Source organism: Pseudobutyrivibrio sp. C4, from assembly GCF_900111635.1.
Taxonomy (GTDB): Bacteria; Bacillota; Clostridia; order Lachnospirales; family Lachnospiraceae; genus Pseudobutyrivibrio; species Pseudobutyrivibrio ruminis.
Window position 1 is genome coordinate 137,280 of record NZ_FOHF01000005.1, and the last position, 16,166, is coordinate 153,445.

At 39.9% G+C, this 16,166-nt stretch carries 16 protein-coding genes; 14 read left to right on the forward strand and 2 right to left on the reverse strand.

Translation table 11 applies throughout. The features are described 5' to 3' along the window. Positions 1-9 precede the first annotated feature (9 nt). The 11 genes from BMY66_RS09570 (at position 10) to BMY66_RS09620 (ending at position 8,740) form a co-directional block, all read left to right on the forward strand. Complete coding sequence (locus BMY66_RS09570; protein ID WP_044935661.1) at positions 10-513, forward strand: DUF1097 domain-containing protein; 504 nt, start codon at positions 10-12, stop codon at positions 511-513. Positions 514-563: 50 nt separating this feature from the next. After that, positions 564-1,661 carry a butyrate kinase gene (gene buk, locus BMY66_RS09575; RefSeq protein ID WP_090394985.1) on the forward strand — a complete coding sequence of 366 codons (1,098 nt, stop codon included), beginning with the start codon at positions 564-566 and terminating at the stop codon, positions 1,659-1,661. Between the two features lie 22 nt (positions 1,662-1,683). Then, positions 1,684-3,447: a thiolase C-terminal domain-containing protein gene (locus tag BMY66_RS09580; RefSeq protein WP_330387098.1), complete on the forward strand. Its 1,764-nt coding sequence runs from the start codon at positions 1,684-1,686 to the stop codon at positions 3,445-3,447. A gap of 121 nt (positions 3,448-3,568) precedes the next feature. Next, entirely contained in the window at positions 3,569-3,808 is a 240-nt protein-coding gene (locus BMY66_RS09585; protein WP_044935665.1) for an acyl carrier protein, read from the forward strand. Between the two features lies 1 nt (position 3,809). Further along, a complete protein-coding gene (locus tag BMY66_RS09590; RefSeq protein ID WP_090394986.1) occupies positions 3,810-4,814 on the forward strand; it encodes a phosphate acyltransferase in 1,005 nt (334 codons plus the stop codon). Between the two features lie 2 nt (positions 4,815-4,816). Then, entirely contained in the window at positions 4,817-5,203 is a 387-nt protein-coding gene (locus BMY66_RS09595; RefSeq protein ID WP_090394987.1) for a holo-ACP synthase, read from the forward strand. 133 nt (positions 5,204-5,336) lie between these two features. Next, positions 5,337-6,218 (forward strand): ParB/RepB/Spo0J family partition protein, encoded by an 882-nt coding sequence (locus tag BMY66_RS09600; RefSeq protein WP_044935674.1) that lies wholly within the window; start codon positions 5,337-5,339, stop codon positions 6,216-6,218. Between the two features lie 14 nt (positions 6,219-6,232). Beyond that, positions 6,233-6,733, forward strand: coding sequence for an HAD family hydrolase (locus tag BMY66_RS09605; protein ID WP_242942700.1), 501 nt, complete (start codon positions 6,233-6,235; stop codon positions 6,731-6,733). Positions 6,734-6,763: 30 nt separating this feature from the next. After that, the gene (locus tag BMY66_RS09610) at positions 6,764-7,030 is read left to right on the forward strand and encodes a hypothetical protein (RefSeq protein ID WP_044935676.1); all 267 of its coding nucleotides are present in this window, start codon (positions 6,764-6,766) and stop codon (positions 7,028-7,030) included. 114 nt (positions 7,031-7,144) lie between these two features. Next, a complete protein-coding gene (locus BMY66_RS09615) occupies positions 7,145-7,825 on the forward strand; it encodes a GTP pyrophosphokinase (RefSeq protein WP_044936211.1) in 681 nt (226 codons plus the stop codon). A 60-nt stretch (positions 7,826-7,885) separates the two neighbouring features. Next, complete coding sequence (locus BMY66_RS09620; RefSeq protein WP_177175642.1) at positions 7,886-8,740, forward strand: undecaprenyl-diphosphate phosphatase; 855 nt, start codon at positions 7,886-7,888, stop codon at positions 8,738-8,740. Positions 8,741-9,344: 604 nt separating this feature from the next. Here the strand turns inward: BMY66_RS09620 and BMY66_RS09625 are convergent. Continuing rightward, positions 9,345-10,226, reverse strand: coding sequence for a serine O-acetyltransferase (locus BMY66_RS09625; RefSeq protein WP_044935679.1), 882 nt, complete (start codon positions 10,224-10,226; stop codon positions 9,345-9,347). Positions 10,227-10,384: 158 nt separating this feature from the next. Next, the gene (locus BMY66_RS09630; protein ID WP_242942701.1) at positions 10,385-11,143 is read right to left on the reverse strand and encodes a methylenetetrahydrofolate reductase; all 759 of its coding nucleotides are present in this window, start codon (positions 11,141-11,143) and stop codon (positions 10,385-10,387) included. Between the two features lie 186 nt (positions 11,144-11,329). On the opposite strand from BMY66_RS09630, the gene BMY66_RS09635 reads away from it, so the two are divergent. The 3 genes from BMY66_RS09635 (at position 11,330) to BMY66_RS09645 (ending at position 16,162) form a co-directional block, all read left to right on the forward strand. Continuing rightward, positions 11,330-14,026, forward strand: coding sequence for a glycoside hydrolase family 3 protein (locus BMY66_RS09635; RefSeq protein ID WP_177175643.1), 2,697 nt, complete (start codon positions 11,330-11,332; stop codon positions 14,024-14,026). A 110-nt stretch (positions 14,027-14,136) separates the two neighbouring features. Further along, positions 14,137-15,486, forward strand: a complete 1,350-nt coding sequence (locus BMY66_RS09640) for an ArsB/NhaD family transporter (RefSeq protein WP_090394990.1) — start codon at positions 14,137-14,139, stop codon at positions 15,484-15,486. Between the two features lie 73 nt (positions 15,487-15,559). Further along, positions 15,560-16,162 carry a cytidylate kinase-like family protein gene (locus tag BMY66_RS09645; protein WP_090394991.1) on the forward strand — a complete coding sequence of 201 codons (603 nt, stop codon included), beginning with the start codon at positions 15,560-15,562 and terminating at the stop codon, positions 16,160-16,162. The last annotated feature ends 4 nt before the right edge of the window (positions 16,163-16,166 follow it).

The following is a 16,166-nucleotide window of genomic DNA, read 5'->3' on the forward strand; positions in this document are numbered from 1 at the left end:
GATTACAAAATGAAGGAAAAATGGATTAATGCCTTAACATTGGCATTTACCGTTGCCTTACTTCCACCAATATGGGCGGTTTTATCGCCCTACATTGGTGTGACAGTAGGTGCGGTAGCACTTATTTGTGCAGGACTTTTCGCATGTCTTGGAAATAATATCAAAAAAGCAATTCCAGTTTCCCTAGGATTCTTATTAGGAGATGTGTGGGCTTTTATTGCTCTTACAATAATGGCTCACAGCACTCTAAATCCTAATCTTACACTTTATCTCACACTTTTTGTCATGGGTGGGCTCGCAGTCATCCTTGGCACAATTGGAGAAAAAGCAATATTTGTACCAGCATGGCTTGCAGGTTGGGCTATTGGACTTACTATCATGGGACCAATGGATATTGCAGCTGTAGGAAGTATGCCACTACAGATTGCAGCAGCAATGCTAGCCGGTGTTTGGTATGTAGGAGTTGTGGGAGATTTATTTCAGAAGATGCTTATAAAAGTATTAAAGAGATAATGCACAACATAAATAATCATAAATCCTGAGATGAGTTTTAGGAGAATAGAATGAGTTATAAGATTTTAACAATTAACCCAGGCTCTACATCTACAAAGGTAGGTTACTTTGATGGAGATAAATTAGAGTTCTCGGTGAATGTATCACATGACGCAGCAAAGCTGGCAGAATTTGCCGGCATTAGTGATCAGCTTCCTTACAGAAGAGATTTGATTTTAGAAGAAATAAAAAAAGCAGGTATTGATCTTTCACAGGTCGATGCATTCGTTGGCCGTGGTGGCGGACTTCTTTCGGTAGAAGGTGGCACATACAAAGTAGATGAAACAATTCTTGATCATGCAAGAAGAGGAGCAAATGGAATCCAACATCCAGCTCAGTTAGGTTCTCAGCTTGCAGCAGAATTCGCAAATCAGTATTCAAAGCCAGCATTCGTAGTAAATCCACCTGATACAGATGAATTTATTATCGAAGCAAGAATGACAGGAATCAAAGGTGTGTACAGACAGTCACACTTACATGCCTTAAATCTTAAAGAGACAGCTATCAGACACAGTAATTTAAATGGTGTTAAATACGAAGATAAAAATTATGTAGTTTGTCATATCGGTGGAGGAGTTTCAATTTCTGCTCACCGTAAGGGCAAGATGATTGATGGAAATGATATTGTTGCTGGAGATGGCCCAATGGCACCAACCCGTTGTGGCTCAGTACCAGCTGCTCAGATGATTAGATATGCATATGAGCATCCAGATAAAAAGGAAACATTATCACTTACTACTAAAACAGGTGGCTTTGTAAGCCATTTGAATACTTCAGATGCTCTCGATGTATTTAACAGAGCAGAAGCGGGAGATAAAGAAGCTAAGCTAATCTGGGATACAATGACATACCAGATTATTAGATATATTGGCTCTATGGCAGCAGTTCTTCATGGCCAGGTAGATGGAATTCTTCTTGGTGGTGGAATGGTTCATAACAAAAAGCTCGTAGCTGATATTACAGAAGCATGCTCTTGGATTGCACCAGTAACTGCATATCCAGGTGAGTTTGAGCTAGAAGCTATGGCTGCTGGAGCAATTCGTGTTCTCGACGGCGAAGAGGAAGCGAAGGTGTACACAGGTGAGCCTTGCTGGGTACCTGCGGAGTAGATTATTTAAAGGAGAATAAGAGATGAATCAGACTAAGATTAATAAGTATTCAAGAAGCGTTTCTATTGTAGGCGTTAGTTGTACTCCATTTATGAATACTCTTGACAATCCAGAGACAGCTGGTTTAACAGAGGGTGAAATGTTTGGATATGCAGCTCTAAAAGCAATGGAAGATGCTGGTGTTGAACCAAAGGATGTTGATTATTATTTCCATGGTCAGGCAAATCCACTTAATGGTTCAAACTATATTACACCTAATGTCCAGGTGGCAAACTGGTTTGGTATGAAGGGCAAAGGCTCTATGCATCATTCTGAGGCTTGCTGTACAGGTTATCTTGCACTTGAAATCGCAGCAAACGCAGTCGCATCAGGTAAGTATGATTGCGTACTTACAGGTGCAGTAGAATTTGGTGACGCTGTTCCTTCACCAAGCGAGAGCGTAGAGGATCCAAAGCATCCATTCAAGAGAGATAAGATGACAATGGAGAAATTCCTTAAGACAACTGCATGGATTTATGACAAGACATATGCAAGACCACTTATGGCTCCAATGGAACTTATCTATGATGATTGCGCAGAGGATTATGTTAGAACTCGAGGTATCACTCCAGAGCAGATGGACGATACTCTTAACCACATGGCAATCAACAACAGACACAATGCAGTTCACAACCCACTTGCAATCACACATGAGGAGTTTGAGGACATTGCAAAGGAGAAAGGCTTCGACAATGTAATGGATTATATGAGAAGCCCATACAATCCAAAGTCTGGTGATTTCCTTAGAATGGAAGGAATCGAGCGTAAGTGTGACGGTGCAGCAGCTTGTATCGTAATTGCAACAGAGAAGATTCCAGAGCTTTGCAAAAACTTGAGACATAAGCCAATTGAAATCATTGGTATTGGTAGTGCTGCTTGTGAAGCATCAACACCTCACTTTGAAATCAACGCAACTAAGGAAGCTGTTCGCCAGGTATATGAGCTTACAGGAAAGTCAGGAGATGATCTTGATATCTTCTTCGCAAACGATTTTATTATTACATCACATCTTTATGCAGCTGAAATCGCTGGATACTTACCATACGGTGAGGGCTGGAAATACATTTGTGATGGAAGAACAGCATTTGATGGTGACAAGCCAATCAACACAAACGGTGGACGTACATCATTCGGACATGCACATGCAGCTTCAGGTCTTGCAGACGTTTATGAGTGCTGTATGCAGATGCGTGGTGAGTGCGGTGAGCACCAGGTTAAGAAGCTTCCTAAGACAGCAATGCTTAGAGGTTACGGCGGTTCTCAGAACGTTGCAGCTATCATGCTTGAGACAGTAGATGATTTTGAGCCATCTAAGGAGCCAGCTAAGGAGTCAAATCTTAAGCTTGAAAAGGTTGTACAGACATATTACGAAGGCTTAGAGCAGGGCAAGTTACTTGGTAGAAAGTGTAAGAGATGTGGAGCTGTAGAGTTTCCACCAGTATATGCTTGTAATACTTGCGGTTGCGATGACACAGAGTGGATTGAGCTTAGCGGTAAGGCTGTAATGAAGTCTATCGTTCTTCCTGCACCACTTTCATCAAAGCCTGAGTATAAGGAGAGAATGGGCAAATACGCTTACGGCGTTATCGAAACAGAAGAAGGCGCTGAGTTTAATGGCGTAGTTGTAGGGATTAGCAAGAAGACTCGTCCAGAGCTTTTGGATAAGCTTCCACTTCCAGTACATGCAAAAATTATTGACAGAGATGGTGGATTCAAAACCGTAGTCTACGAATTAGACGAACAGTAATTTTATTATTTAGATGAGGCAGTAGTGCACAAGCTCTTAGATTTCTTAAGCGAGAGGTGTTGTCGAGCGAAGAAATACTAAGGCTTGTGTGCGTAACTGCCGGACTAGGAGGATTAGAAAAATGGAAAGAAAAGAACTTGAGGCACAGATTATTAAGATGGTAGCACAGTGCTACAACGCAGATGAGGCTACACTTTCAGTAGATTCAGAATTTGGAAAGGATATTAGCGGAACATCTGTAATGATGGTTGGTCTTGTTTCTGAGATTGAAAATGAGTTAGATGCAATGATTCAGCTTTCAGATGCTGCTGCTTGCAAGACAATCGGAGATCTTGTTGATAAGGTTGAAGAGGAACTTTAATATGAGCGTACTTGATAAAATCTATGACAAGGCCAAGGCTAACCCTCAAAAGGTAGCCTTTCCAGAGGCTGAAAATGAAAAGATGATGCAGGCTGCTTATGAGTGTGGACAGGAAGGCTATATTGTTCCTATACTTGTTGGTAACTCTGCAAAGATTAAAGAACTTATAGCTGAAAGAGGCTATGATGAATCCGTATTTACGATAGTAGATATCGCGGAAGAGAATTACAAGAATGAGGTTATTGCAAAGTATGTAGCCCTTCCTAACACACGTCTTAAGGAGAAAGCTCTTGGACGTCGTATGGAAAATCCTCTTTATTATGCAATGGCTATGCAGGCTGTTGGTGAGGCAGATGTTACATTTGCAGGTATCGATAATACAACAGGAGATGTTCTTCTCGCTGGTCAGATGATTATCGGTCTTAAGGAAGGCATCAGCACAGTTTCATCTATTGGACTTTGCGATATTCCTGGATTTGAAGGAAGCGAAGGCCAGCTTCTTGCAGTTGGTGATAGTGCTGTATGTACAAATCCATCAGCTGAGCAGCTTGCTGATATTGCTATCTCTGCATGTGATACAGTTAAGGGACTTCTTGATTGGGAGCCAAGATGTGCAATGATTTGCTACTCAACACTTGGTTCTGGTCAGGGTGAGCTTATTGATAAGGTAAAGGAAGCTCTTGCAATTGCAAATGAAAAGCGTCCAGACCTTGATATTGATGGAGAGTTCCAGCTTGATGCAGCAATTGTTCCAGCAGTAGCTGCAAAGAAGGTTAACCGCGAAAGCAAGGTTGCAGGTAAGGCTAATGTACTTATTTGGCCAGACCTTAACGTAGGAAATACAGCTGTAAAACTTATTCAGCAGTTTGGTCATGCAGATGCTTATGGCCCAATGCTACAGGGATTCAACAGTATTGTATGTGATTGCTCAAGAGGGGCACCTGTTTCAGAAATCAAGGGTAATGTTGTTATTTCTGCAGTACGTGCCATGGGACAGAAGAAGTAATTATGTCAAATGTCTTAGGGGTCGGAATAGACCTAGTTTCGATAAGTGAAATACATAATCTGGACGAAAGACTAAACGGGAATTTCGTCCGACAAACATTTACAGACAGGGAACTGAAAGATGCAGACTCCTCAATTGACTATTATCAGTTCCTTGCTGGAAGGTTTGCTGTAAAAGAGGCTGTTTATAAAGCCATATGTGGAAATTATCCAGAAATTAATTTTGATTTTAGAAATGTAGAAACCATAAGAATATCCAATGGGGCTCCAAGGTTTAACGGTAATGAGAATGTCCTAAAGATTCTACCTCAAATTGGAGCTTCAGATATAAAAATATCAATTTCGAATCAGGGTGATTTAGTCACCGCCATAGCAGAACTAATTAAATAATTATTGCATTAAAAGCTAACATCCCAATTTTTTTATTTGGTTTGTTAGCTTTTACCATTTCTTCACTATTTTCGTTTTAGAGTGTGATATTATACATCCATAGGGAGAATCAGACGAAAGTGTGAGGGGACCTATGAGCAAAAATATTAGTGTAGCATTTGATCAGTATATTGCTGATGATATAGCGAAATACGCTGGAGTAGCAATGCCTGTTAAGGCTGGATTTTTAAATCGAGTTTTGGTGAAGAAGGCTCCATGTACAATTCTTCATCCTAATCCAGATGACGAGTTTTCTATTCCGACCGTGGGACCAAGCTATCGAATTATTTCTGAATATGAAAAGAAATATATCTATAATTCAAATCACAGTATGGATTATTTTGATGGTGAAGATCCTATCATGGTGGAAAAAATCAGACCAGATGGATATATGATTTTAAATGGTCACCATAGGTGGGCTGCTGCACTTAAACTAGGCTACGCAAAGATTCCTGTGCAAGTCATAAATGTGACTCACAATCAGGAAATCAAAGATATTATTAATAATTCAAAGCATGACAAGCGAGTAACGCTGGATTTGGATGAGGTTGTTTTTTATAATCAAAACAATGGACCAGCAGAAAAAGATTTACCATTCCCACTCAATAAGCTTTATAAAGATAAGTTGAGACTGGGAATACCTGCTCTTTTCAATATGCTGAACAAAGATGGATATGACATTTGGTTATACAGCTCAAAGTTTTATTCAAAGGAGTATTTAAGAGCATTATTTAAAAAGTATCATGTTCATGTAACAGGTATTGTAACTGGTACATCGAAGAGAAAGCAGTCTGAAGAGGAAAAAAATGAAATGCAGAACCTGTATGCTAGTAAGTATTTGTTTACTTTGCATATAGATAATGATGCGGTTTTAATGATAGATAATGTGCGTAAAGATTTCCAAGATTTCACTATCGATGAAGGTGTAAACTGGTCGAAATCGGTTATGGATATCATTAAGGAAATTGATGCCTAAATGAGGGCAAAGGGATGAATAAAAAGAAAAATCACGAGGAAAAGATGAGGGTCTCCTTTGATTTGGATGAGGTACTATTTGTTAATCCAAATTATATAAAGGCAGAGCCTCAGCTCAAGTTTCCTCTCAATATCATTTATAAAGAAAGACTAAGACTTGGCACTCCGGATTTAGTAAAGGAATTACAGCGGCTGGGGTACGAAGTTTGGATTTACACGTCTTCTTTTAGACCGGAAAAATATATCAAAAGACTATTTAAACACTATAACGTTCATTTTGATGGTATAGTAAATGCTCAGCGTCATCTGAAGGAAGTTCAGCAGGGAAACAAAGATATACTTCCTCAAAAACTTCCAAGCAAATACAGAATTTCTCTTCACGTAGATGATGAAACTGTGGTATGCTCTTTGGGGCCTCAGTATGGTTACACCACCTACAAGCTAGAAGCTGAGGATGACAACTGGAAAGAAAAAATTATAGAAAAAGCGGAACATATAAAGCACCTACCAAAGTAACGCTATATATGTTTTATAAAAGGGATTAGAATAATGCGAATTTGGTTTAAATCATGGAAAGACAATCACATGCTTCATGACTATGTTGTGGAGGATGAATCAGAAGAGACACGTACACATAAAATATTTGCTGCAGTGGATAAAGCTAGCTATGAATTTGATACAAGCAAACCGGTATGGTTGGAATCTACAATCAGAGAATTCAAACGTCACGGAAAAGCCCGTTTTACACAGGATAATTTCGTAGACGAAATCCCATTTGATTATTTGGAAATTCATGTATTAGAAGAAGATTAGACTCCCCTTTTTATACAATTTCAAATTTTAGAATTTGTTAATAATTTATCAGAGAAAGTATGCTATTATATAGTAGTAATAAATATGGGGAGGTGATTCATTGTGGATTTAGGTATGTTTCCAGATGACGGAGTAAATTCTTGGAACACCGTTATGCTGCTATATGAGTCAGCCATTAAAAAGTTTCGTACTAAGGTAGAAATTCTCAACGACGAATTTCAGCAGGTACATCAATATAATCCAATTGAATACATTAAAACAAGAGTAAAGACACCAGAGAGTATCGTTAAGAAATTAAAAAAGAATGGATACGAAATTTCCATTCCAAACATGATTGAACACTGTAACGATATTGCAGGTGTAAGAATAGTTTGTTCCTTTACATCAGATATTTATCAGATTGCAGAAATGATTGGACGTCAGACAGATGTTACAGTCGTTTCTATAAAGGACTACATCAAGAATCCAAAGGAATCTGGCTACAAGAGTTATCATATGCTTGTAACAATTCCTATCTATCTTTCAGACAAGACAGTTGATACAAAGGTAGAAATCCAGATTCGTACAATCGGAATGGACTTCTGGGCAAGCTTGGAGCACAAAATCTACTACAAGTTCGAAGGTAATGCTCCTGAGTACATCAGCCGCGACCTTCGTGAGTGTTCTGAAATCGTTTCAATGATGGATACCAAGATGCTTCAGCTTAACAATGCAATCATGCAGACAAAGCAGGAAGAGGAAGAAAAGAAACGAGAGGAGCGACTTCTTAGGAATAGCTGGAAGGAAAATATATAAAAGTATATAATGAGAACTGCTGTGTATGCAGCAGTTCTTTTTAATTAATGGAGGATAATTATGATTGAAATTTTAAAAGCCATATTATTCGGTATAGTTGAAGGAATCACAGAATGGTTACCTATCAGTAGCACAGGCCACATGATTCTTTTAGATGAAATCGTAAAGCTCAATGTATCAGAAGAGTTTTACAGCATGTTCCAGGTAGTAATTCAGCTCGGTGCAATCCTTGCTGTAGTTTTGATTTTCTGGAACAGCATTTGGCCATTTGGCAAGAAAAACAACAAAGCACCATTATCAGAAAGCGGAATTGGTGCATGGATCAAAAAAGATATCTTTGTTTTATGGTTCCACATTTTAGTATCATGCGTTCCAGCTGCAATCGTTGGAGTATTATGGGACGATTTATTCGAAGAGCTTTTCTACAACTACACTACAGTAGCAATCATGCTTATCATCTTTGGTGTAGCATTTATCTTGGTTGAAAACATGAAGTCAGGCCACAAGGCAAAGATTAATGCCGTAGCCGACATCACATACACTACAGCATTTTTAATTGGTATGTTCCAGCTCATCGCTGCTATCTTCCCTGGCACATCTCGTTCAGGCGCCACAATCGTAGGTGCACTGTTAATCGGTGTCGCTAGAACTACAGCCGCAGAGTACACATTCTACCTTGCTATCCCTGTAATGCTTGGCGCCAGCCTTCTCAAAATCCTAAAGTTTGGCCTCAGCTTCACAGCCATGGAAGCAGCCATCCTTATCGTAGGCATGGTAGTAGCCTTCGCCGTATCAATGTTCGTAATCAAATTCCTGATGGACTACATCAAGAAGCACGACTTCAAAGTCTTCGGATGGTACCGAATCGCGCTAGGCATCATCGTACTAGCATGCGGCATCATCGGGGTAATCTAAATTATGGGACACCTCCCCTGCCCTGGCCCGCGCTATGGAGCTGTAGGGGTGTCATCGCATGAATATTATGTTTTTCTAAAGCACAAGGAGAGCATACTTTATTTACAGTTGTCTTTTGCAGGTCTGTACATTTTCCAGATTTGTTTATCTATTGACGGACATTCTTATACTTAGATTAAAATGTATTTCAAAAATCATGGTTACCTTGGGTGATTTTGGAATAAGCTTAGTAGAATAAAAAGAGATATTTGATATGAATGAGCAGCTGCCGCTAGGACGGCGGCAGCAGTGGTCACTTGAAACAGGACGTTGAATGTGCCACGATGCTCATACATACAAATATCTCTTTTTTAATTCTACTTAGCGAATGTAATATGAACCCAAGGAACCATGACTTTGGAAATACATATAAATAATTTCATGTGTCCGTCTTAGATAAACAAATCTGGGAAAAGTTCATCCCGCAATAAGACACCTGCAGTATGCTCTCCTATTGTGCTAAGAAAAACTATAATATTCGCGAAATCGACACCCCTACAGCTCCATAGCGCGGGCCAAGGGGCCGGGGAGGTGTCCTATTTACTATACAACCCCGATGATGCCGCTACTTTACGTCGTAGTAGATGCGGGATTCGGGTGGTACGGATTCGGTGATGAAGGTTGAGCCTCCGATGATGGAATCGTGTCCGATTACGGTGTCGCCACCGAGGATTGATGCGTTGGAGTAGATTGTTACGTTGTCTTCGATGGTTGGGTGTCTGCGGACACCGCGAAGGCATTGGCCACCGCGAGTAGAAAGGGCACCAAGTGTAACACCCTGGTATACTTTTACGTTGTTGCCGATGACTGTGGTTTCACCGATTACGATGCCGGTGCCGTGGTCGATGAAGAAGTATTCGCCGATGGTTGCACCTGGGTGAATGTCGATACCTGTATTTGAGTGAGCGTACTCAGTCATAATACGTGGAATGATAGGTACTCCAAGTAAGTATAGCTCGTGTGCAAGACGATAGATTGTGATTGCTAAAATGCCTGGGTAAGCAAAGATGATTTCGTCGATGCTTGTAGCGGCAGGGTCGCCATCGAAGGCAGCCTGCAAATCTGTGTCCAGAAGAGCACGAACGTGAGGTATTCTCTTGAGGAATGCCAGTGAAAGCTCCTCAGCCTTTGTAGTGCAAATCTCATCACCACAACCGTCAAATACAGAGTTGTAGCAAAGTACAAGTGAAATTTGTTTGTTAAGATTGTAAACAACATCCTCCATAAGAGTGTTGATGTTGGTTTCTACGTTGTAGACCTTGTATACGTGATCACGATAATAGCCAGGATAAACAACACGAAGAAGCTTCATAGTGATGTCGATGATGCTATCTTTGTTTGGCTGATGATATGTATCAAGTTTATCTATTGCTCTGTCGGATTTGTAATCCTTCATGAGCTCTTTTGTAATTTCGAGCATTTCCTGCTCTATCTTTTTTCCATCCATAATAGTACCCCCGTGGTATCGTAAAATGTAAATCTATTGTATCACATTCAATAGCATGTAGCTAACTAGATAGACTTACAGATTTCTGCTGTCATCTTAGGTTTGTTCATGCAATAGATGTGGATGTGACCAACTCCGCATTTACGAAGGTCTCTAATCTAATCGATAGCGTATTCGATTCCGGCCTTGCGCATGTCATCTGGTGACTCTCCATATCTTGCACAGATGTCAGCTAATTTCTTTGGTACAGATGAGCCTGCAAGTGTGACTGTAGATCCAATCTGTTTTGCAGATGTGATAGGCATGATTCCTGCTACGATAGGAATAGTGATGCCTGCCTTGTCGGCGCGCTCTGTAAAGCGATAGAAATCTGCGTTATCAAAGAATAACTGGGAGATAAACATTTTGGCGCCCATATCCTGCTTCATCTTCATGAAAGCTAAATCAGAATCCATAGACATTGCTTCTGGATGTTTTTCAGGATAGCAGGAAGCGGAGATATCAAGCTTTGTGTTTTCGTTTAAGAAACGAATCAAATCGGTAGCATGAGGGAATACCCTTTTATTGAACTGTTCGTCTGACATGTCGCGAGGTTTGTCACCGCGCAGAGCAAGCACGTGATTGACGCCAACTGCCTCCAAGTCACGGGTCACTGCAAGAATGTCTTCTGAAGAGGAACCGACACAAGTCATATGAGCCATAGCGTCTGTGTGTAATTCGTTCTGAATATAAGAAGCTATTTCAACAGTCTTCTTTGAACGGCTTCCACCGGCACCATAAGTAACGCTTATGAAGTCTGGCTTTAATTCAGAAAGTGAGTCTAGTACCTTGTAACAATTTTCGAATTCATCGTCCTTCTTTGGAGGAAATACTTCAAAAGATAGAGATGAATCATTAGCAAACATATCTTTAAACATAAAAATCTCCTATAAACTAGCCAAAGTTAACAATTTAGACACATTTTTTAAATAAAAAGATAGTATCATATTCACTAACGAAAAAAAAGCTTTTTGTGGGGATAATAAGGGAAAAATTGTTGATTTTGGGAGTATTACATTATGGACATCAAACGTTTAAGGGGAGTGTTTTCTAAAACCAGCAAAATGCAATTTCCTGAACACAGAGATGTAGTTCGTGGATTAGGCGCAGACGGTATGGTGTTGCTTAAAAATAGCGGGATTTTACCAATGAATAAGGGTAATGTTGCGCTGTTTGGAGCAGGTGCAGTAGACACAGTTATTTGTGGTCTATACTTCAACTACGTATTTACGGATTCCACTGTAAACGTTAAAGAAGGTTTGCTAAATAACGGATTTACGTTAACTACCGATAGCTGGCTGAGTAAAATGGAAAAGGCGGTAAAGCTTAACGAGAAAAAGGAGAAGCAGGTAGCGAAGAAGGGATTGGCCTTCGAGGGGAAGCGCTGCCGTACTCCTGAAGTACCTATTTCTGTCGCAGATATGGCAGAAGCAATTTTAGGTACTGATACATGTATATATGTAGTACGACATGGAATTATAAGTGAAGGTGAGGAAGGTGGAGAGAATCAATACCAACTCACAGAAACCGAGCTTAGCAATATCGGATTGATTGCCAGCTCTTTCAAAAATGTAATTCTAGTAATTAATTCCTGCATGCTGGAGCTTTCATCTGTTGCAAGGATGAAAAGCGTTAAGGCGATTATTTATATGGGTGTGCCTGGCATGGAAGCAGGCAACTCATTAGCTGATGTATTGACGGGCGCAGTAAATCCGAGCGGTCGCCTTACTGCAACCTGGGCTAAAAAGTACAAGGATTATTCGACTTGCTATAGCCCATCAGTTTTAAACAAATCGGCAAAATCAAATGAAATCGATTATAAAGAAGGTATCTTTGTGGGATATCGTTATTTTGATGCATTTGATGTGACGCCTCTATTTCCTTTTGGCTTTGGTCTAAGCTACACATCCTTTGACATGGAATTGGAATATTTGGAAGCAAGCTGGATGGCTGTTGTGATGCGTGTGAAGGTTACCAACACTGGTGACTGCGCCGGCCGACAGGTTGTTCAATTGTATTGCAGCCAGCCTCAGGGAAATATTGAAAAGCCGTATCAGATTTTGGCAGGATTTGGTAAGACTGGAAAGCTTAAGCCAGGTGAATCAGAGGAGATGACTATAAAGATTCCAATCATGCCATTGTGCTCATTTGACGAGGAAAGCACTGCATGGGTCATGGAAAAGGGTGACTACCTCTTTAGACTAGGTTCAAATTCAAGAGATACAAAGCTTTGTGCTAAGGTTGTTCTAGATAGGATGACTATTATCAAAAGAGTTACAAATGTTATGGAACCTACAAAGGAATTGAAATTCCTATCACCATCTCCTAGAGCAGAGGAAGATACAGGCTATATAAAGGTAGCTTCATTATCAGGGGACGATTACAATTCAGAAAATAAATATGTTCCGGTAAAACAGGAGGTTACAACCTATCTTACAGAAGGTAGCAAGTATGCTTCCTATGTAAATGAGAATCCATACAGTATGCCTACCAGGGTTCATGAAAATCTGGAGTATTTCAAACCGTGTGGCTCAACAACATTGTTTGATGTTATTAAAAATAAAGTATCAATGGAGGAATTTGTTTCTTCATTATCACCGGAAGTATTAGCCCGCATAGTGGCTGGCGAATGTGGCGAGTCAAAAGTAGAAAGCGAGAAACGCCTCAATTTTGATATTATTCATGAAAAGAATAAGCTTGGAATATCCGCAAGAACCACATCACAGTTTGCAACTACACTTGGTATTCCAGGGGTAACATTTGCTGATGGGCCATCAGGTTTAAGAATCGAAGGGGTGGCATGCACATGTTTTCCTTCACCTATGAATATGGCCCAGACCTGGGATATGTCTGCAATGGTTCGTATGGGTCGAGTGTATGGAAGAGAGATGGAATACTATGGCATAGATTACTGTATAGCTCCAGCTCTTAACATTCACAGAAATCCTATGAGAAATAGAGCCTATGAATTTTATTCTGAGGACCCTTCGCTTGCAGGAATACTTGGCGCGGGATTTGTTATTGGCGTTAAGAGATATGAAGGCCGAGATGTCATTATGAAGAATGTGGCCACTTATAATCAGGAAAGTGGTACTTCGGATGTAAATATTAATGTATCAAGACAGGCTTTTGGCGAGCTTTATCTTCGCCCATTCTCTGCTTGCCAAATGGTAGCTGCACCAGCAGGTCTGTTAAATTCTGGTAACAAGATTAATGGACTTTATTCTTCATCCCAAAGAGGATTGAATACAGATATTATTAAAAGCGACTGGGGTTCAACAGGCATGGTGCTTTCCGATTGGGCTTCTAAATCAGAAAAGGCTTATGATTTGCATGCAGGTTGTGATTTGATTATGCCAGGCTTCGATCCAGATCATATTCTTGAAGCAATGATTAAAACAGCTCCTACATTTGAGGCAGATGGATATGTAACTGTTGTAAACAAGAATTATGTTTATAATGAGCCAATGATTACATACGAAAAATGGGGGTCATTCCTTTTGGACAAGAGTGGCGATGCGCAAGTATCAACAGTAGTCGCTGCTGATGCTCAGATAAGTGAAAAGGTATTATCACTTGAGAAGCAAGGTCTCTGCAGTATAAAAACACAGGATGACGGAAGTAGACTGATTACCTATAAAGGCATTGATAGAGGTGCATATCTTGCACTTGGAGAATTACAACAGGCCGTTATTAATATTTTGGGTACTATAAAGAATTCTGCATCAATGAAAAAGTTGATGGAAAACGCTATAAATTAGCATTTTTTACTTTAAAAAAAATACAGCCTAATATAAAATAAAAAATGTCGTGGGCAATTATATATTGTCCACGAGTTTTATTTATTTTAATTAAAGAAAGGGAGTATTATATGTTAGCAGAAATACTAGCTATAGTAATTTTTATTTCTATGTTTGTGCTTATTGTTTGGGATAGATTTCCTAAGCATTACGTTACTCTTGGCTGCGGTGCCTTGACCAGCATTTTTGTTTTCGGTGTTGGAATGAGAAGCGTAGAAGCATTTGTTAACACTCTGGCGATAGGAGGTATTTTCAAACCATCTTTTTGGTATGAAGCAGGAGAATCTGCGGAGCAGACTTCAGGCGTCAACTGGGCTACAATCATTTTCCTTTGGGGAATGATGATCATGGTTGAAGGAATGGCAGAAGCAGGATTCTTTGATTGGCTTTGTCTCAAGATTGCAAAGCTTGCCCACTTTGAGCCAATTAGAATATTCGTTGCATTTATGGTTCTTTCATCTGTACTTGCAATGTTCATCGATTCAATTACAGTAATTTTGTTCCTTGCAGCAGTTACTATCAGATTGGCGAGAACACTTAAGTTCAACCCAATTCCAGTTATCATGGCAGAAATCTTTTGTGCCAACCTAGGCGGAAGTGCCACTATGTGTGGAGATCCACCAAACATTATCATTGGTACATCATTGGGATTTTCATTTTCAGATTTCGTAATGAACACAGGTGCAATTGGTGCAGTTTCACTTGTTATCATCATTCTCTATTTCTATTTCACAATGAGAAATAGATTACAGGATCCAGCAGACAAAGTTGATCCAGCAACTATCGATGTTGAAATTAAAATCGATAACATGAAAGAGTTCTTAACAAGCACAATCATTTTTGCAACAGCAGTTGTATTGCTTGTAACACATGCTACAACAGGACTTACAGTAGCATTCATCGGTACATTTATTGCAATCATCACACTTGCAACTTCAGGTCGCAAGGCATTGACTCTTCTTAAGAGAGTTGACTACCACACATTATTATTCTTCATTGGATTGTTTATTGTAGTAGGTGGTCTTGAGGAGACTGGTGTACTTGTTGTCATAGCAGAATTTATTGCAAAGGTATCAGGTGGAAATGCTTACCTAATGATTGCAATTATCCTTTGGGTAAGTGCTTTTGCATCAGCATTCATCGACAACATTCCATTCTCAGCAACAATGATTCCTGTTATCAGAACATTGGCTGCAACTACAGGTGTTGATTTGTCTACAATGGCATGGACACTTGCAATCGGAACAGATATCGGTGGAAGCATGACACCAATCGGTGCCAGCGCAAATGTTGTTGGTATCTCTACAGCTGGTAAGGAAGGTTATCCTATCAGCTGGGCTACATACTGTAAGGAATTAGTTCCAGGAACAATCATCGTTCTTGCAGTATCTATGATTAGCATTTTTGTAAGATATTTCTAAGGTTTATAAACTCGACTTCTTTGCTTGAATCAATTAGAATATAAGTATAAAACAATACTGAAGGGGGAAACTTATGGGGCAGTTTATTATTTCAGTAGGTAGAGAGTATGGAAGCGGTGGACACGAAATTGCTTCCAGATTGGCGGAAAAGTTTAATGTACCACTTTACGACCGCAACATGCTTGATCATTTGGCGGAAAGAAATGGTATAGATGCTGAGGAGTTGCACAAGCACGAGGAGACCAAGCGTCAGGGATTAACCAGGACAGTCAGAGGACATTCTTCAAGCGTGCAGGATCAAATCGCACAGCTTCAGTTCGACTTCATCAGAAACAAGGCAGAAAGCGGAGAAAGCTTTGTTGTAGTTGGACGTTGCTCAGAAAATGTTTTGAGAGACCATCCAGGTCTTATATCTATTTTCGTTAGAGGCGAAGAAGAGGCAAAGACAGAACGTATCTGTCGATTGTACAAATTAAATAAGCTTGAAGCCAAAGCAAAGATGTTCAGACATGATAAAAAACGTAAGGCATATCACAACTACTATTCAAAAATGAAATGGGGCGACAGTAGAGGATATGATTTCTGTGTTAACAGCTCGCTTATGGGTGTAGAGGCAACTGCGGACGCCTTATACGCAATGATTTCAGAGTATTTAAAGAATAAAGCAGAGCAGTAAAGTT